Source organism: Kribbella shirazensis, from assembly GCF_011761605.1.
Classification (GTDB): Bacteria; Actinomycetota; Actinomycetes; order Propionibacteriales; family Kribbellaceae; genus Kribbella; species Kribbella shirazensis.
Genome location: NZ_JAASRO010000001.1, coordinates 5,486,542 through 5,503,323, shown reverse-complemented (window position 1 = coordinate 5,503,323; position 16,782 = coordinate 5,486,542). Strand labels below are relative to the sequence as shown.

16 protein-coding genes are annotated in these 16,782 nt (G+C 66.2%); 9 read left to right on the top strand and 7 right to left on the bottom strand.

The genetic code is table 11. From position 1 onward, the window contains the following. The first annotated feature begins 172 nt into the window (after positions 1 to 172). Together BJY22_RS26555 and BJY22_RS26550 are read left to right on the top strand one after the other, a co-directional pair. Entirely contained in the window at positions 173 to 1,045 is an 873-nt protein-coding gene (locus tag BJY22_RS26555) for a phosphotransferase family protein (protein WP_337759139.1), read from the top strand. 158 nt (positions 1,046 to 1,203) lie between these two features. Next, a complete protein-coding gene (locus BJY22_RS26550) occupies positions 1,204 to 2,118 on the top strand; it encodes a phosphotransferase family protein (protein WP_167211646.1) in 915 nt (304 codons plus the stop codon). Between the two features lie 333 nt (positions 2,119 to 2,451). Here the strand turns inward: BJY22_RS26550 and BJY22_RS26545 are convergent, their stop codons facing one another. Beyond that, the gene (locus BJY22_RS26545; protein ID WP_167211645.1) at positions 2,452 to 3,003 is read right to left on the bottom strand and encodes a dihydrofolate reductase family protein; all 552 of its coding nucleotides are present in this window, start codon (positions 3,001 to 3,003) and stop codon (positions 2,452 to 2,454) included. A 383-nt stretch (positions 3,004 to 3,386) separates the two neighbouring features. Between BJY22_RS26545 and BJY22_RS26540 the strand changes: the two genes are divergently transcribed. Next, positions 3,387 to 4,178 (top strand): class I SAM-dependent methyltransferase, encoded by a 792-nt coding sequence (locus tag BJY22_RS26540; RefSeq protein WP_167211641.1) that lies wholly within the window; start codon positions 3,387 to 3,389, stop codon positions 4,176 to 4,178. Between the two features lie 366 nt (positions 4,179 to 4,544). Continuing rightward, complete coding sequence (locus tag BJY22_RS26535; protein WP_167211639.1) at positions 4,545 to 5,633, top strand: endonuclease/exonuclease/phosphatase family protein; 1,089 nt, start codon at positions 4,545 to 4,547, stop codon at positions 5,631 to 5,633. A gap of 42 nt (positions 5,634 to 5,675) precedes the next feature. Here the strand turns inward: BJY22_RS26535 and BJY22_RS42615 are convergent, their stop codons facing one another. Continuing rightward, positions 5,676 to 8,678, bottom strand: a complete 3,003-nt coding sequence (locus tag BJY22_RS42615) for a helix-turn-helix transcriptional regulator (RefSeq protein ID WP_167211636.1) — start codon at positions 8,676 to 8,678, stop codon at positions 5,676 to 5,678. A 167-nt stretch (positions 8,679 to 8,845) separates the two neighbouring features. Here BJY22_RS42615 and BJY22_RS26525 point away from each other — a divergent pair, with 167 nt between their 5' ends. After that, positions 8,846 to 9,151: a hypothetical protein gene (locus tag BJY22_RS26525; RefSeq protein WP_167211633.1), complete on the top strand. Its 306-nt coding sequence runs from the start codon at positions 8,846 to 8,848 to the stop codon at positions 9,149 to 9,151. Between the two features lie 84 nt (positions 9,152 to 9,235). Here the strand turns inward: BJY22_RS26525 and BJY22_RS26520 are convergent, their stop codons facing one another. Then, positions 9,236 to 9,862 carry a DinB family protein gene (locus BJY22_RS26520; RefSeq protein ID WP_238350465.1) on the bottom strand — a complete coding sequence of 209 codons (627 nt, stop codon included), beginning with the start codon at positions 9,860 to 9,862 and terminating at the stop codon, positions 9,236 to 9,238. 324 nt (positions 9,863 to 10,186) lie between these two features. Between BJY22_RS26520 and BJY22_RS26515 the strand changes: the two genes are divergently transcribed. After that, the gene (locus tag BJY22_RS26515) at positions 10,187 to 10,591 is read left to right on the top strand and encodes an NUDIX hydrolase (RefSeq protein WP_167211631.1); all 405 of its coding nucleotides are present in this window, start codon (positions 10,187 to 10,189) and stop codon (positions 10,589 to 10,591) included. Between the two features lie 66 nt (positions 10,592 to 10,657). Here the strand turns inward: BJY22_RS26515 and BJY22_RS26510 are convergent, their stop codons facing one another. Both BJY22_RS26510 and BJY22_RS26505 read right to left on the bottom strand, forming a co-directional pair. Next, positions 10,658 to 11,467 carry a phosphotransferase gene (locus tag BJY22_RS26510; RefSeq protein ID WP_167211628.1) on the bottom strand — a complete coding sequence of 270 codons (810 nt, stop codon included), beginning with the start codon at positions 11,465 to 11,467 and terminating at the stop codon, positions 10,658 to 10,660. Then, positions 11,464 to 11,856 carry a hypothetical protein gene (locus BJY22_RS26505; RefSeq protein WP_167211625.1) on the bottom strand — a complete coding sequence of 131 codons (393 nt, stop codon included), beginning with the start codon at positions 11,854 to 11,856 and terminating at the stop codon, positions 11,464 to 11,466. The genes BJY22_RS26510 and BJY22_RS26505 overlap by 4 nt, the downstream gene beginning before the upstream one ends. A gap of 86 nt (positions 11,857 to 11,942) precedes the next feature. Here BJY22_RS26505 and BJY22_RS26500 point away from each other — a divergent pair, with 86 nt between their 5' ends. Both BJY22_RS26500 and BJY22_RS26495 read left to right on the top strand, forming a co-directional pair. Continuing rightward, positions 11,943 to 12,410 (top strand): MarR family winged helix-turn-helix transcriptional regulator, encoded by a 468-nt coding sequence (locus BJY22_RS26500; RefSeq protein WP_167211622.1) that lies wholly within the window; start codon positions 11,943 to 11,945, stop codon positions 12,408 to 12,410. A 6-nt stretch (positions 12,411 to 12,416) separates the two neighbouring features. Further along, positions 12,417 to 13,358: an SDR family oxidoreductase gene (locus BJY22_RS26495; RefSeq protein ID WP_167211619.1), complete on the top strand. Its 942-nt coding sequence runs from the start codon at positions 12,417 to 12,419 to the stop codon at positions 13,356 to 13,358. A 27-nt stretch (positions 13,359 to 13,385) separates the two neighbouring features. Here the strand turns inward: BJY22_RS26495 and BJY22_RS26490 are convergent, their stop codons facing one another. Further along, positions 13,386 to 14,084: a class I SAM-dependent methyltransferase gene (locus BJY22_RS26490; RefSeq protein ID WP_337759135.1), complete on the bottom strand. Its 699-nt coding sequence runs from the start codon at positions 14,082 to 14,084 to the stop codon at positions 13,386 to 13,388. A gap of 239 nt (positions 14,085 to 14,323) precedes the next feature. Between BJY22_RS26490 and BJY22_RS26485 the strand changes: the two genes are divergently transcribed. Next, positions 14,324 to 15,847: a class I tRNA ligase family protein gene (locus BJY22_RS26485; protein ID WP_202891267.1), complete on the top strand. Its 1,524-nt coding sequence runs from the start codon at positions 14,324 to 14,326 to the stop codon at positions 15,845 to 15,847. Between the two features lie 21 nt (positions 15,848 to 15,868). Here the strand turns inward: BJY22_RS26485 and BJY22_RS26480 are convergent, their stop codons facing one another. Further along, a complete protein-coding gene (locus BJY22_RS26480) occupies positions 15,869 to 16,777 on the bottom strand; it encodes an alpha/beta fold hydrolase (protein WP_167211613.1) in 909 nt (302 codons plus the stop codon). Between the last annotated feature and the right edge of the window lie 5 nt (positions 16,778 to 16,782).

The following is a 16,782-nucleotide window of genomic DNA, read 5'->3' as shown; positions in this document are numbered from 1 at the left end:
CTGACGTCGATACGTTGATACCTGGTCAGCCGTTCTGAGGAGCATCGCGATCACCCAATCAAGACCGTTCGTCGACGAGCCGGCCACCGATCCGGCGCTGCTGAGGACGCTGGCGGCCGCTGGTCTGCCGGCAACCGGGAGCTTTATCCGTAAGGCCGGCTGGGTCAGCCGCGTGTGGCTCGGCGACGAATACGTCGTACGACTGAGCAACGGACAGTACCGCGACGCTTATCGCCACGAGGCGACGGTCGTCAACCTGCTCGCCGGCAGCGAGGTCCCACACGCCCGGCACCTCGCCCACGGTGACGGCCCGGACGGGCCGTGGTACATCTCCGAACGCTTGCCCGGCCGAAGCATGCACGAAGCATGGCCGGCGGTGGACTCGGACACGCGCCAAGCAATCATCGAGAGCCTCGGTGCTGCGTTGCGCGCCCTGCATCGGGTTCCTGTCCCGGCTGGCCTGCTGCCGCCCTGGCTGGCCGACGCGCTTGCCGGGAAGCCCTGGCCTGCGTTCCACCCGCCCGTGGTGGGTGCGGCGCTCCAGCAGGTCGAGGCTGCCCGGCGATTGCCCGGTCATGACTCGCGCCTGCTCGCCGACGTCGCCGATTGGATCCAGGAGCGGCTGGTGTTGTTCGCAGCCGACGAGCACGTCCTCGTCCATGGTGATCTCCATGGATCCAATGTGATCGTCGACCAAGGACGCGTCGCCGGTCTTATCGACTTCGCGGAGGCGTTGGCCCAGCCGGCGGATGCCGAGCTCGATACCATCCTGCGCTGGTGCGCGAAGGCGCGAGAGTACCCACCCACACCCGACGGACGAGGGCTCGACGAGACCACACTCACAGAGATCCCCGGCTGGCTGCACGGCGCGTATCCGGAACTGTTCGAGCGCGAGCATCTACGCGAGCGGTTGAAGTTCTATGACATGTACGTGGAGCTCACGCTCTACGCACACCATCCCCAACCTGACATACGCGAAGCCGCGCAGTACCGCATCGCTCGCCTGCTGTCCGGCCATAACCATCTAGACGGACTCGTCTGGTAGGTCGTTGACGGGGCGGGGGAGCCGGGCCGGTGTCACGGGTACGGCGCGGCGTGGCGGCCCAAGCGGGATCGGGCCGGTCAGCGAATCTCTTGTGGGGCAGTCACTCTCCGAGGCTTGGGGGCGGCCTCGCGACGATCCGTCGGCCGTACGATGCGTGGATGTGCTGCGCTCATCGCGAAGGCCTGCCGGCCGAGGTCCTGGACGACGTGGCCGGCGTGGTCGGGGCAGAGGTCACTCTTCTCGGTCGCCTACCCGGAGGCCTCGATGTAGGTGCCATGCGCGTTCAGCTGGCCGGAGGGGCAAATGCAGTGCTCAAAGCATGGCCCCGGGAACGCCACAACCAGCTGGACGAGACATTGCGAACCCAGAGAGTCGTCGAGCACATGCGTGGGCGCGGCTATCCCACTCCGGCCTGGCTCGGAGTAGGGGCCACAGCCACTCATGTATGGCATCTGATCGACTTCGTTGACGCGGCTCCCGCGCCAGAGCTGACCCCGTCCCTCGTTGATCAGCTGATGGAGATCAACGAACTCCAGGCCGGCCAAGCCTCCGAGCCCTACGACCACTGGTCGTACGCCTGGCGGCTCGCCACCGGTCAGGAATCCGGCCAAGACTTAGCTCCGAGTTTGTCGAGGGCTGTCGCCGGGCTTTCGGGGTATTCCTCCGTGGTGTCGGCCTTGGTCGAGCGCCTGCGACTCGTGTGTGCCGATGTTCCACCACCACGAGAAGCACCTGACATGGTCCATGCCGATTTCAAGCCCGACAATGTCCTGGTCCGTGACGGCGCGGTGGTGGCGGTCGTGGATATCGGGAACGCCGGTAGCGGCACGCGGGCCACTGATCTCACCACCCTCCAGTGGCACACCTTCGAGGATCCGCTGCTGGACGGTGTCCGAAGGCGGCTGTGGACGAGAATCCTCGACCTGGTCGGCTGGGAGGGAGCGGCGGTTCTCACAGCGACACAGATCCTCGTGATGCTCGAGTTCCCCATCCGCCACGGGCGTCACGACGTCGTTCCAGGGGTGGTCAAGCGCGGCCATCGCGCCCTCGACGAACTGAACGCACTTCGCTAACTCTCGCAGGCGGAGATGGTGTGCGAAATGGGACCTCCGACTGCTGTTAGCCGGCATAGCGCGCACCTTGAGGCCGGGAATGGCACACGCCGTGAGTTCGTCGCAGATCCAGTCCCGGGTCGGCGAGCTGCACGAGCTTGCGGCTCCAGCAGTTCCAGACCAACACCACGCTCGCACCGACCCCCACCACGTTGTATTGACCGCGTGCGTCTCAGTTCCGCGCGACGCCCGTTGACCGGGCAGGGGAGCGGGGCAGGTGCTACGGACACCTTGCCGCGCCGCGTGAGCGGATCGGTCGAGGCCGGCCCGCTGGTGGAACGGTCATCGGGCGGCCTACACGAGTCGTACGGGCGCGAACTCGACGTCGATCGCTGTGGCAGCGCTTCCGTCGAGCGGCTTGAGGTGGATCGGGACACCTCCGGTGCCTTCGAACAGTCGGACACCTCCGCCGAGCAGTGTCGGAACGATGTGCAGGTGGATCTCGTCGACCAATCCGCGCTCGAGCAGTTGGCTTCCGATCGAGGCGGAGAAAACTTCGACGTTCTTGCCGTCTGCGGCTTCCAGTGCGACCCGTGCCGCCTCGGCCACGTCGCAATCAAGGAACGTCACACCCTCGAGTTGCTCGGCATCGTCGGGATGGTGGGTGAGGATGAAAACCGGTCCACCCATCGCGCCGCCGTACGGAGCCCTTGGATCGGGGTAGGCGTCCCAGCCCTTGCGCCCGCCCAGAATCGCGCCGGTCTGCGCGGCGTACTTCTGGACGATCCCGTCGGAGAAGGTGACTCCCTCCGACCAGCCGAGGGGGTCGCCGCTGGTGTCGGCGATGTATCCGTCGAGTGACATCACGAAATGCAGGAGGACCTTGCCCGTTGTGGATGGTGTCATGGCGCGAAGTCTCCATCACCGGATTCCATGCGTCCACTGGGGCGGCGCGCGCCCTGAACCTCACCCAAAGGTCGGGGTAGCGACGGCGGTGCTGGTGTGATTCATCTGATGCAATACGCAGCTGCTACCGGAGTCTCTGAGTTCGGGCGTATTCGGTCCTGATCCGGGCGCCCGCACGTCGGGCGTTGACCGGGCAGGGGAGCCGAGCGTGTGCAACAGACACTTCGGCCGGACGGATTCGACCGAGCGGAGAACGACGCGGGCGGAGTTGATCATGGTCAGCTGACTAACGGTCAGCGGTCAGTTTCCAGAACGGCCGACAGGCGTTATGCCGGTGGCAGAAGCCCTGTCGGATCATCGACGTGAGGAGGCATTCTGAGACGATGGATCTGGGGTTTGGCGGCGAGATTGCTGATCTGTATCACCAATACCGCCGCGGTTATCCGTCAGGGTTGATTGACGCGTGCGTCGATGCGTTCTCGTTAAACGGCGACGATCTCGTGATCGATCTCGGTTGTGGCACGGGGCAACTGGCGACACCGATCGCCCCGCATGTTCGGGCCGTGATAGGGCTCGATCCCGAACCAGACATGCTGGCCCGCGCCCACTCAGCCGCCCAGGACCAGGGCGTCACGAATGTGGCGTGGATGCTCGGCAGCGACTCCGACCTTCCGCTGCTGCGATCGCTGTTGGCCGAACAGCCGGTTGGTGCTGTGACGATCGGACAAGCACTGCACTGGATGGACCATGAGGCGCTGTTTGCCGCGATCGGTCCGCTCCTGCGTCCTGGAGGTGGTGTCATGGTCGTGGCCAACGGGATCCCGCTGTGGCTGCAGGACTCGGACTGGTCGCGGGCGTTACGCGAGTGGCTGTCCGACTGGTCGGGCGCGCGTCCAGCCAACAGCTGCGGCACCGACAACGCAACGCAACAGCGCTATCGCCAGAGCCTCACGGCCAATGGCTTCGAGGTCAGCAAGGTCGAGCTCGACTATGCCGACGAGCTCGACTTCGATCACCTACTCGGCGGGGTCTACAGCGCGCTACCGGTCGACCGTCTTCCGTCGCCCAAGGAGCGTCCACAGATCGCAGCGGAGCTCCGGGAAGTGCTTCATCCCTATCGGCCGTACATCGAGCAGGTCCCGGTACGAGCCCTACTCGGCACGAAGGTCGCGTAAGCAACCAACCAGCCATCTCGTCCCCGTCCGGTGCCTTCGCAACAGGGGAGCCCTGCTGCTGCGGCTGACTCATCTGATGCGATACGAAGGCGACAAGTTGACATAATGTCCATTATCGGCGCTCTAATCGGCGGGAGTGTCAGACGGCAGAAAGTACCTCCAAGTCCCACCACACAGGACACCTGCTGCACCAACAGCGGTCGGGCCGCCACGCCGGACGTCGATCCCCGCGCATCAATCATCTATAGGGTGGGCGCACCATCCCACGATCGCTGAGGGCCAACAGTGAACGTCTCTCGAGTACGCAGGTCAATGACACGTCCGCTTGCATCGTCGTGGCTGAGGGCCGTCGTCGCAGCGGGACTGATGTCGACGGCTCTGGTGGCGACTTCGGGGCTGGCGAGTCCCGCGGCAGCGGCCGCACCGTCTGCCACCTTCCGCGTCGGGACCTACAACATTCATGCCAATGGGACGGACAGCGCAACCTGGCCGTCCCAGAGGACAAACCTGCTCCGAGAGATCGGCTCCTACGCTCCCGATGTCATCGGTATCCAGGAAGCCGGTAGCAACGAAGCGAGGCGCACCGACTTCCGGAATGGCATGCAGGCCCACGGCTACACGACAGCGGCCGACTATGCGACGAACTCCCGACCGATCTACTGGAAGAGCGCGTCCTTCCAGATCCTCACGGACAGCAGTGGAAGAATCGCGTCCGGAACCGTTGTCGTCGGCGGCGCAGCGGCCGGCAAGACCGCGAGCTGGGTCGCCCTCAAGCACATCGCGAGTGGGCGCGAGATCGTCGTCGCAAACGTCCATCTCACGGTGTCGAAGTGCGGTCTCACCACTTACGACCTTGATGCCACGGTGAACAGTGACGGCGTGTGCGCGAGCACGAAGGATGTGCCAATTCAGGGTGGCGGTACCAGGCCGGGTGAAGACAGCGACCCCGTGAGGGGTCAGATCCAGCGCTTCAGGGAGTTGGACGACCTGTTCGCCGACGCCCGCTACATCGCGTGGGCCGGCCACGACTCCCCTGACTTCCTCACTGGTGACTTCAACACCAATGGCACGCGTTACCCATCGCTGGCAGATGCGGCCGTCGGTGTCACGATCCCGGCCGCCTACCAGAGCAGCGACGGCAGCATGCGGCCGCTCAACGACTACCTGTGGAACGCGCGGCTGCGTACCAATGCCTTCAATGTGGCCGTCGAGAAGTCCGGGGCGGCGTACGACACCTTCAACGGATTCCAGCGCCAGAGCTGCACCTCGGTTCCGACCGTCCGTTGCAACGGCAACCACATCGATCAGGTCTACGTCTCCCGAGCGCAGGGTGAAACTACCAACGTGGTCGCTGTAGAAGGCTGGACCAACAAGCTGCCCGACGCAGACCTGGTGCCCGCGCAGTTCCCCTCGGACCACAACAAGGTTCAGATCAGGGTGACGGTGTCCAACTAGTCGCCCCGCTACTCCCGGTACATCAACTCCCGGGCTGGCTGCTCAGTGAGGTGGCGGGTAGCCGAGTCTGCTGGCCAGGGCGGCCACATCGCGTCTGGACGAGGTCCCGGTTTTGCGAAGCAGGTTCGAGACGTGCGCGCTGACGGTCTTCTCGCTGATGAACAGGGCAGCTGCGATCTCGGCGTACGTCCGGCCGGAGACCAGATGGGCGAGGATCTCGCGCTCGCGTCGAGTGAGAGACCTGAAGACTTCCGGGGCATCGTCGTGCTTGTCGACCGTAGCGGGGTGCGGCTCGTCGAGAGAGATCCTGGCAATTGTCGCCAGTTTCTCCATCTCATGCCGGAGCGGGCCGGCAGACATCTCGTCGGCGAGGCGGTACGCCGATCGCAGCGGCACCGCGATGGCGGCCCTACTCGCGCCATCGGTCAGTAAGGCCTGTGCCCAGCGGTGGGAGGCAACCGCCTCGTCCCAGCGCATCCCGGCACCAGCGCAGCGGTTGGCCGTCTCGGCCCAGAGAGTCGAGGTCCCTCGTTGCCCCAGGCATCGCGCGGTCTCTGCGGCGTGGAGCGCCTCGACAGCCGGGGTGATCAGATCATCGTTCGTGATCCGAGCGAACGGGGGCGGTTCGAGCTTCCGGCGCCGCTCGACGATGTCCTCGAGCGATTGTTGGGCGCGCGTCACGCCGTCGCGGTCCCGACGGTCACGTGCCTGGTCGGCGAGGTCGGCGGCCGCGCGTGCGCTCAACATGACCATCTCGTCGGCAACTCGTGCGCGGGACATCTGGATGACCATCGTGTCGGCGAGCAGTTCCAGGGCTTGATCCGGCCGGTTCTCCGCGAGCAGGTGTTCCGCGAGGGTCGGCGGCGCCCACAATCCCGCGCGGTGCTCGAGGTTCGGTATCAGCTCGTGGAGGCGCCGTACGTGCGAACGGGCCTGGTCGAGGTCGCCACGGCGTACGGCCAGCAACACCGCGGCCAGCCGGGCGACAGCACGCATGGTCGCATCCCCGGCAAGAGTCAGTCCTTCACGGACAGCTTGGTCGGCCTCTGTGTGGCGTCCAAGCAGGAGGAGATGGCGGGCGAGGTCGCCCGCGTGGAAGGCCGCCACGTTCGTGGCGCCTTCGTCGAGCGTCTCGCGCAGCCCGTCGGCGTCCAGTTGCACGATGTCGGTGAGGCGGCGTCGTGGGGCGAGGTAAGCCATTCTGGCCCACCGAGCCAGAAGCATGCGGCCTGGGTGGCCCGTGAGCCGTGCGTGGCGGAGGGCTTCAGCCGAGGCGGCATCAGCGCGCTCGTCCCGCTCGTACGCTTCGGCCAGAGCGCGGTAGGCCCGCGCCAACGCCTCAGGCGATCCTGAGCGCTGGGCCGCCCGGGTGGCCTCGTCGGCGTACAGCCGCGCAGCCTCGAACGAATCGGCCCAGTTGTGGCCAACGCTGAGCTCGGCAAGCGCGGCCGCATACTCCGTGCTGTCCGGGAACGGCTCAGCGAGTCTGACGGCCTGCTCAAGGGCCTCGAACGGTTGACTGCTGCGGCGGCCCGACCACCACTCCGACAAAGCCGCTTCTCTCACGATCCGGCTGGCCCGAAGAGGATCTCGGCGTTCGTCGACGAGTTGCAGGGAACGACTCCAGGCTGCGTGGGTCTCTTCGCCATCTCCGACCAGATCCGACACGGAGGCCAGGCGCTCGAGCAGATCGAGCTCACGATCCGGTGGTTGTGCATCCGCAGCATGGACGGTTGGCCACAGGCGCACCGCCCGGCGTAGATGAACCGCCTCCTCTGCCAGGGCCTTCAGTTGCTTGGCAAGATCCGCGGCGCGCAGCGACGCAGCCAGGCTCGCCGCTGGACGGTGGGCACCTTCGTAGTGACGTGCAAGCTCGCCGAACCGGCGCAGTTCGTCGATAGCTGTGGCTGTTCGGCTTTCCAGCGCCCGGGCCCACGCGGTATGGATGGGCACCGCCTCGCCCGGCACGAACGTGGCGTTCAGGACCTCGGCGAGCAGCGGATGACGGAACCAGCACAACTCAGCACCATGCGCCACGCAGATCCCGTTCTTCGTTGCTGCGACCAGCGCAACGGTCACCGTCTCGGCGCCGATGCCGCGTGCGGCGGCCACCTCGACCAGATCGTCCACCGAAGCCGGGCGCCCGCAGACCGCCAGTAGTCTCACCACCTCTCGGGACGGTGCATCCAATCGGTGCCAGGCGGCCAGCAGCGCACCGGCCAACTCGTCCGGCAGATCGGCGGGCAGGCTCTGGTCCGCCGCCGTCAGCCCCTCGACCAGCAGTTCCGTGAAGTAGGGGTTGCCCTCGGAGCGCCCCATCACCGCTGCTACCAGGTCCGGATCAGGCTGGCTGCCGAGCAACAGCGCCAGCTGCTGCTCGGTCTCGTCACGACCCATTCGGGCCAAACGCAACGAGGACACCGAGGGCAGCCGGATGAGATCGGCCAGCCAGACATTCAGAGGATCCCCCGCCGCGACCTCCTCGTCGCGGTACGTCGTCAGTACGGCCAGCCGCTGGCTGCGGAACCCGGCTACCAGATACGTGATCGCGTCACGCGAGGCCAGGTCGGCCCACTGGACGTCATCCACGACAAGCACCGCCGGTCGCTGCGAAGTCAGCGCCTGCAACAGTCCGTCGATCACCGGAAGCAGCCGGACCGTGCCTCGCGTCGGCTGCCCGCCCAAAGAGGGCAGGAGCTCGGCGGCGGCTGGAACTGCCGCCAGCGCGCCGGCCCGCTCCGATGGCTCGGCCGACTCCAGCCAGCCTTCCAACGCACCGATCATCGCGACGTACGGCGCGTCGACCGCGCCAAATCGAATGCCACGACCCCAGAGGACTGCCGCGCCATTTGACGCCGCGTGGTCACACACAGCGCGTACCAGGCGCGTCTTACCCACGCCAGCCTCCCCGTGCACGAACACCGCACACGGTCTTCCCGCGGCCGCAGCGCCAGTCGCCGCCGTGAGGACCTTGCCCTCCTCGATCCGGCCTGCGATACCCGGCAGCGGCGCGATTGCAACCCCACCCACCCCAGCAGTCTCCATCGAAACGAATCAGATGTCTGCATGTCTGCATGCCGGCCGTACCTCGAAATCTAAGGGTTCGTCCACCGCCTTATAAGGATCCGCACCCGATGTGGCGATGGCGGCGTAGAGCCGACGCTGAAGCCAGAGCGGCAACCCCGCCGCTGCGACTCCTCAGGGGAGGAATCATGAACCGCACGCTCACAACCCTGGCCGTATCGGCTCTCGCGCTGGGCGCCATCGGGCTGACCGCGACCGAAGCATCGGCCCGGGTTCCCGACGTCATCCCGCAGGACACCACGGTCACGCCGCACATTCCGGGCCCGCCGAACTACCCGAACTACGACCCTGCGTACGAGGTGCGTCGCGCCAGCAGTGCATCAGACGACTACGGTGCTGAGGTTCTGCAGTCGGGCGCGTCCGCAGTCGGCGGCGCGGGCATTGCGCTCGGTGCGATGTGGCTGTACCGGCGTCGCCAGGCGCCTGCCACCTAGCCATCCCCCAGGCGCGTCGGCGGTCTGCTCTGGGACGCTCCCAGCTCATCAACTCCCCGTCCCTGCCAGCTATCGGGTCGGCCGTTAGTAGCCGCGGGCGCCGTCGAGTTGCTCACGCAGGATGTCCAAGTGGCCGAGGTGGCGGGCTGTCTCTTCGATCATGTGGGTCAGGATCCATCGCACCGATACCGGGGCGAACTGTGGTGGCGTGAAATGCTGCATCGTGTCGAGAGTCAATTGAGCAACGATGCGCCTTGACTGCGCACACTCGGCGTCGTAGCCGCTCAACAGGTCGGCGATTGCGCGACCACCAGTTGGCCAACCTCCGTCCTGGTCCCGCATGAAGGGTTCGTCCACGAGAGACGGAAAGCTCCCAGCGAACCAGTCGTGCTCGGTCTGCCGAAGATGCGAAACGACCCCGGCGACCGTCATGCGCGGGGACGTGTTCAGCAGGGCGCGATCGGCCAGTTCGATCGGCAAACCGTCCACCTTTCGACGCACTGTTACTCGTTGCCAATCGAGGAACCCGGTCAGAACGCCACGCTCGTCGGCGGCACCGTCAGGAAAAACACGCTCCACGTTCGTCAGCCTTGCACACTCGCGCCAGGTGAATGGGACGATCGACGACCACGGGACGTCGCGATTGTTCTGCTTGTCCTCGGCCAACCCGCTCGAAGACATCATCACCCTGCCCTGGGACGACGTGTCCATCGCCGACGACCCGGTGACCATCCGGCTCGCTGCCGAGCTCCGGAACTACCAGACTGCCGTGCATCTCAGCAGTCACATGGGTCTTCCCCTGGCAGACAACTCGAACTGGGCTATATGCAGACCGGCTGCGGGCCAAGCTCGCGCCCACCGGGATCATGTCCGAGGTTCTCAGCTAGTCCCCCGCCACGATCGAATAGACGCCAGAAGCTTCGGCGCCACGTACGCCGCAAGCCAGACTTGACGATGCGGGGCTGATTGGCCGGCTTCGACGTACGCCGTGCACGCAACGCGGCATGGGACTGCGTTCGCGTTTAGAGTGCGGGCATGGTTGCCCGGACTTCGATCGCAGTCGGCGCGCTCGTGCGTGACGGCCTGGTTCTCCTCGTGCATCGGCACCCGTCGCGTCGGTGGTATCCCGACTGCTGGGACCTCGTCGGTGGACATGTCGAGTCGGGCGAGTTGCCTCACCAGGCTGTCAGTCGAGAATGCCTCGAGGAAGTCGGGGTCCAGGTCTACGACCCCGTACCCATCCCGATGACGATCAGCGATCCGAACCTGAACATGCACGCCTTCCTCGTCACGCGCTGGGACGGAGAACCTGTCAACGCCGCACCCGACGAGCACGACGATCTTCGCTGGTTCCGGCCCAGTGACCTCGTGGACTTGAAGCTGGCCCACTCGGGCAGCCTGCCGAGCATCCTGCACGCCCTCCAGGTCGCAACCGATTAGCCGCTACGTCACAGCCGGTACGTCGTCGGTGCCCGGACAGCTGACCCGTGCGGGGCCGGCGTGGGGTCAGTCGGTTGTTCGCCAGGACTCGATTGAGTTCTGGATGTGAGCGATGTCGCGCAGGTATCCGGCACCGTGTCGCCAGGGCTCGGGTTGTTCCCATTGCGCTCGCCAGCCGGGCCGGTCTTCGGCTGCCCAGATCCGCATCGTGTCGTACGCGGCTCGGACGCGAGCCGGGATGGTGGCGATGACCGCTTGCCATTGCTTCGGCGTGCAGCCGTAGGCGTCGCGGATGTGCTTCAATCGCTCGCGGGTTGGAACACGGCCCGGCCAACCCATGGGTTCGAGATTTCCAGGGGCAGCCAGCGGGACCAAGGTGTAGGCGAGGTACGCCAGATCCCACGTGCGGGGGCCTGGCGCCGCGGTGTCCCAATCAACGAATGCAACCGTCTCGCCGTCGCGGGCTATCAGATTCCATGGAGCCAGGTCGTTATGGCATATGACTTCCGGTTCACCTACCGGCACCGGTGCGAACTGCCAGCTGCCTGTCGCTGGGCTCCAGCCGTCGACAGCGTCGTGGTACCTGCGTAACAGACTGGCGGCGCTTTCGAGCAACGCAGTCGAGAGCAGCGCAGGACCGGGCGGCCACGGAGTCTCGCCCGCCACCGCGGAATGGATTTCTCGCCCTTCATGGTCTACGCCGAGAAAACGCGGAGCGCCTGCGAATCCCCTGGCTTCGAGATGCTTGAGGAGTTCATGGACGGACTCTGACCAAGGGCCCATTGGACGTCGAATGGTCTGCCCGATCCGAACAACCTGATTGATGCCTCCAGCAATGAGATGCTCGTCCTGCTCCGGCTCCCCCGGGTTGCTCACGTCGTCGAGGTTTGGGGTTGGACGTGGCGTTTCAGGGCGTCCAGGGTTGTTTCGGGTGACTGGTTGAAGCAGAAGGTGATTCCTGGGGACTCGGTGTTGCAGGTGTTGATGACTCGCTCGAAGAGTTCGGTGTAGTCCGGGACCATTCTGATGCCGCCGCCGATCATGACCAGGCCGAAACGGTCGCGGGCGAAGGCGGCGCGGATTTCTGCTTCGGCCTCGTCCGGCGAGGTGCCGATCAGGCAGGAGACGGCGTCGAAGCCGGCGGCGACGGTCGCCCCGAAACCTGCCTCGATGCGCTCGGTCATCGTCGCCTCGTCGAGGTCTGGAGGAAGTTTGCTGTAGTCGAGCGCTCGCGCGTGGATGCCGATCATGAGGATTCGGGTCATGGACCCCACCATGTCACGTGGACGAGATAGTTGGCTAGCCACATATCGGCTACAGTCTCTGGTAACCGCCGATTGAGGAGGCACGTATGTCGACCGCGGAACCGAGCGCCTTCGCCGAGGGCCGGGTCAGTTACGCGATCTTCCAGCTTCACCGCGCCCATCGCGGGTACGCCGCCACCCTGCTCCGGCAGATGGGACTGCACCCGGGACAAGAACTTGTCCTCATGCACCTCAACGACCGGGACGCACAGACGCAGTCCGAGCTGCTCGCGAGTATCGGTCTCGACCCCTCCACGCTGTCCAAGACGCTGCGCCGGATGCAGGACGCCGGTCTGCTCGTCCGCGAGCCCGCTGACCACGACCGCAGGGTGATGGTCGTCCGGCTCACCGACAAGGGAGCCGCGCTGCGCGAGCCCATCGCGGCCATGTGGCGAGACCTCGAGGAAGTCACGGTGCAGAACCTCTCGCCGCGGCAAGCCGAAGCCCTCGAGAAGGCCGCGTACTCCGTCGTCGAAGCGATCACCAACAGGACCCAATCCCCCGAAAGAACGTGAGTGCTCATGACCACTCCCCCTCAGACCCGCCCGGTCCTCGTCGTCGGCGCGACCGGCTTCCTCGGCGGCAAGGTTGTCGACGAACTCCTCAACCGCGGCAAGAGCGTGCGTGCCCTGGTCCGTACGACGACCGACGCCGGCCGGCTCCAGAGCCGGGGTGTCGACATCGCCCGCGGCGACATGCTCGACCTGGACTCACTCGTCGCCGCCATGCAGGGGGTGGATGCCGTCATCACCACCGCGGCCGGCTACACCCGCGGCGGCAAGAACGCAGACGCCATCGACACCCTCGGCAACGCCAACCTCGCCGAGGCGGCGCAGCGGGCCGGTGTCCGGAGATTCGTTCTGACCAGCATCTTGACCAGTGACCAGACCCCGAACGTCCCGCACTTCTGGCACAAGAAGCTCGCCGAGGACAAGCTCGAACAGCTCGGAGTCCCGTTCGTCGCCCTGCGCCCCGGGGCGTTCGTCGACCAGATCGCGAGCATGGCCGGCAACCCGGTCGACAAGGGCCGCTTGACCTGGCTGGGCAAGCCGACCGTTCCGCTGACCTTCGTCCACACCTCTGACCTTGCGGCCTACTTGGCGGCCGCGGTCGACGCCGAAGTGAGTGACGGTGAGCGGATCGACATCGGCTGGGACCGCCCGGTCAGTGTGCGGGAACTGGCGGATCTCATGGGTGCTCGTGCCGGGAAATCGATCAAGGTGTGGGCCGTGCCATCCGTCGTCATCCGCGGTTCGGGCGCCGTTGTCGGCCGGTTCATGCCCATCGTGAAGGACATGGCCGCGATGTTCGGCTGGTTCGAGACAGGTCGGTACGTCGCCGATCCCCGCAGGCAGGAGCAGGTCTTCTGGCCCGCGCCATCGGCTGAGGACGCCGTCAACCGCCTCACGGACGAGCTGAGCAACACACCCAACGCTGAGACCCGGCCTGGTTCCGGACGCTAGCTACTCCCCCGGTAGGTCCGGTGCGGGTCAGCACGCCTCGAGGACGAAGAAGATGAAGCTGATGAATCGTGCTGGGTGCTTCATGTTCTTCGGGCGTAGCTCGATCGGTGTGTCCGGGGAGATCGGTGGCTCGCTGATGGCCGAGATGCGGAAGCCTGCCGCGGTGAAGGCATCGGACATCGCCTGGAGCGGCCGGTGCCAGATCGTGTAGACGACCGTGTGGCCGGCGTGTTCGGCGTCGAAGGAGAATTCGGCGACGTCGAAGTACTGGCCGTCGGGGTTCAACGCCGTGTAGACGAACGGGTGGTTCAGCGACAGGATGAGGCGTCCGCCCGGCTTCAGCACCCGGCGGAGCTCGGCCAGCGGCTCGGTCCAGTCCTGCAGATAGTGCAGGACGAGTGACGCGACGACGTCGTCGAATGCGGCGTCGTCGTACGGGAGCGGCTTGGCCAGGTCGGCGACTCTGAGGTCGGCGTCCTCGCCCAGCCTTCGGCGGGCCAGCTCGATCATGGCCGCGCTCAGGTCGAAGCCGGCGATGATCGCGCCCTTGTCACGGAGCGCCGCCGACAGCGGACCGGAGCCACAGCCGACGTCGAGGATGCGACGGCCGCTCACGTCACCGGCGAGGTTCAGCATCGCCGGCCGTTCGTAGTGGCCGTTGAGCAGGTTGACCTCGTTGTCGGCGGCGTACGCCTCGGCGAATTCGTCGTAATCGGTCTTCGGCACCAAGCGCTCCTTCTCAGCGGGCAGGCCCGAACCATAGCAACGAGCCAGGCCTGGGGACGGGAAGCCGCGGGCATGTGGAAAACAGATTCGTCGGAAGGTGAAGGTGCCGGTAGCCTCTGTAGACATGATTACCGCGCAGCGAATGATGGCCCCCTTGCTGGGGCATTTCGTCGCGCGCTGATATCAGGCAGTCGAGCCCATGGCGGTGGGCTCGACGCGATGTGGGGCTCCCTGCCGACGTGACAGGGAAGGGACCCACCGTGAACCCGTACTACATCACCACCGCTATCCCCTACGTGAACGCGGCGCCGCACCTCGGGCACGCGCTGGAAAGCGTGCAGGCCGACGTACTCGCCCGCCATCGGAGGCTCCGCGGCCAGCCGGTCCGCTTCCTGTCCGGCACCGACGACCACGCATTGAAGAACGTTCTCGCCGCCCGGACGACCGGAGAACCGGTAGCCGACTTCGTCAACAGCGCCGCAGACCGCTTCCAGGCACTCCAAGGCATTCTCGAGCTGAGTTACGACGACTACATCCGAACATCATCTGACCCGCGACATCGCCCCGGCGTCGAATACTTGTGGCAACGCTGCGCGGAGGCAGGCGACTTTTACCAAGACACCTACACGGGCCTCTATTGCGTCGGATGCGAGCAGTTCTACGAGCCGGACGCCTTGATCGACGGAGTCTGTCCGGAGCACGGCACGGAGCCTGAGCGGGTAACTGAGACCAACTGGTTCTTCCGTCTCTCCCGCTACCGCGATCACATCAAGGACGCGATCACCGCCGGCGCCGTCACGATCAATCCGCCCCAGAAGCGCAACGAGGTACTCGCACTCCTCGACAAGGGCCTCCAGGACTTCAGCGTCTCCCGCCCGGCAGCTCGCGCGGGCGGCTGGGGCATCCCGGTACCGGGTGACCCGAGCCAGGTGATCTACGTCTGGTGGGACGCCCTCACCAACTACATCACCGCACTGGGTGTCGACCGCCGCAGCGAGGACTACGAGTTCTGGTGGGACGGTGACGGCGAACGCGTGCACGTCATCGGCAAAGGCATCACGCGTTTCCACGCCGTGTACTGGATCGGTCTCCTGCTCTCAGCCGGCGAGCCACTCCCGACCACCATCCACGTCCACGACTACGTCAACGTGGGCGGCGCCAAGCTCTCCAAGAGCACCGGCAACATCATCGATCCGGTCGACCTGGTCAAGGCGTACGGCGTGGACGCCCTGCGCTGGTGGATTACCCGCGAAGTACCGCTGCTCGGCGACACCGAATTCACCACCGCGCGCCTGATCCAGGCCTACAACACCGACCTGGCCGGCGGAATCGGAAATCTCGCCAACCGCACCGTCGCCCTGCTTCACAAGCATTATGACGGCCGACTGCTCCTTGACGAGGAACCCGTGATCGGACCGGGCTGGGACAGCGCCGACCTGGACACAGCCCGTGCTGCCCTGCGGTCGAAGATCGACGCCGCCCTCAGGACCGCGGACTTCCGGTCGGCAACCGCGCACTTGATTGCCACCGTCAACCTCGCCAATCAGCTGCTCAACGCGGCAGCACCCTGGAAAGCGCTCAAGGACCCCGACGGCGACGCTCACCGCATCCACCGTCTCCTCAGCCGCGTCGTCCAGGCCTGCCGCACGATCAGGTCTGAGCTCGCGCCGTTCTGCCCAGGTGGTGCCGCGCGCCTCGCAAGCCAGCTCGGCGACGGCGATCGCGTCGCGGCCCCCGACCCGGTCTTCGTCCGCCTCGCATGAGCCGGCGCGCACAATGGATGATCACGTGGCTCGTTCGAACCAGTCGAGGGTGAGGTCGGCGACCGCGCCTGGGGCGTCGTCGGTGATGAAGTGGGCTGCGTCGTCGACATACGCGAACTCGACGCGGTCGGCGTACCGGTCCGGATTGCGGCAGACCTGTCCCATGAGCTCTTCGGTCCAGGGACGGTCCCGGCGGCCGAAGACGACGAGGGTCGGCACGGCGAGGCGACGGCGGCGGTAGGTTCCGCGCATCATGCGCAAGGCCTCGGGCAGGATCATGCCGCGGGTGAGCGGACGGACCGCGCCCTCGATGTCCGGGCGGCTCATCGGAGCGAGGTGGGCTTCGACCGTTGCCTCCGGCATCGGGCGGGCGACGTACGCCTCGGAGAAGACTCCGCGCAGTGAGGCGCCAGGGCGGTGCCAGATGAACTGGGGCAGGTGCCGGAAGCCTGGAGCAAGCCTCGGGCTGAAGCTGAAGAATCCCGGCGGTACGGAGAGCTGCACTGCTGTCCGCACCCGCTCGGGGTGGTCGTAGCTCAGCTGTATCGCGGTGATGACGCCCATGTCGTGGGAGACGAGGTGTGCGCGCTCGATCTGGAGTACGTCGAGCAGCGCGAGCAGGTCGCGGAGCCGGGTCTCGCGCTCGATCCGCGGATCGTCGGCCACGGTCCAGCCCGCCCCACGCAGGTCAGGGCAGATGACGCGGTAGCCGGCCGCGGCGATGACCGGAGCGACGGCGCGCCATTGCCACCAGTGCTGCGGAAACCCGTGCAGCAGCACTACCGGTTCGCCCTCGCCGATCGCGGCGACGTGAGTGTGCAGGCCGGGCGTTTCCACGACGAGATGGTCGAAGCCGGACGCCTCGGGCAGCGGCGGCGACCAGGTCGAGGCGTCGGCGGGACGGATGACGGAGGGCTCGGGCGTGGCCATGGCCA

Excerpts from the sequence above, each read along its gene's own strand:
- BJY22_RS26550 (WP_167211646.1), top strand. The coding sequence starts at position 1,204 with ATGTGCTGCGCTCATCGCGAAGGCCTGCCGGCCGAGGTCCTGGACGAC.
- BJY22_RS26545 (WP_167211645.1), bottom strand. The coding sequence starts at position 3,003 with ATGACACCATCCACAACGGGCAAGGTCCTCCTGCATTTCGTGATGTCA.
- BJY22_RS26540 (WP_167211641.1), top strand. The coding sequence starts at position 3,387 with ATGGATCTGGGGTTTGGCGGCGAGATTGCTGATCTGTATCACCAATAC.
- BJY22_RS26535 (WP_167211639.1), top strand. The coding sequence starts at position 4,545 with ATGTCGACGGCTCTGGTGGCGACTTCGGGGCTGGCGAGTCCCGCGGCA.
- BJY22_RS42615 (WP_167211636.1), bottom strand. The coding sequence starts at position 8,678 with ATGGAGACTGCTGGGGTGGGTGGGGTTGCAATCGCGCCGCTGCCGGGT.
- BJY22_RS26525 (WP_167211633.1), top strand. The coding sequence starts at position 8,846 with ATGAACCGCACGCTCACAACCCTGGCCGTATCGGCTCTCGCGCTGGGC.
- BJY22_RS26520 (WP_238350465.1), bottom strand. The coding sequence starts at position 9,862 with ATGGACACGTCGTCCCAGGGCAGGGTGATGATGTCTTCGAGCGGGTTG.
- BJY22_RS26515 (WP_167211631.1), top strand. The coding sequence starts at position 10,187 with ATGGTTGCCCGGACTTCGATCGCAGTCGGCGCGCTCGTGCGTGACGGC.
- BJY22_RS26505 (WP_167211625.1), bottom strand. The coding sequence starts at position 11,856 with ATGACCCGAATCCTCATGATCGGCATCCACGCGCGAGCGCTCGACTAC.
- BJY22_RS26500 (WP_167211622.1), top strand. The coding sequence starts at position 11,943 with ATGTCGACCGCGGAACCGAGCGCCTTCGCCGAGGGCCGGGTCAGTTAC.
- BJY22_RS26495 (WP_167211619.1), top strand. The coding sequence starts at position 12,417 with ATGACCACTCCCCCTCAGACCCGCCCGGTCCTCGTCGTCGGCGCGACC.
- BJY22_RS26480 (WP_167211613.1), bottom strand. The coding sequence starts at position 16,777 with ATGGCCACGCCCGAGCCCTCCGTCATCCGTCCCGCCGACGCCTCGACC.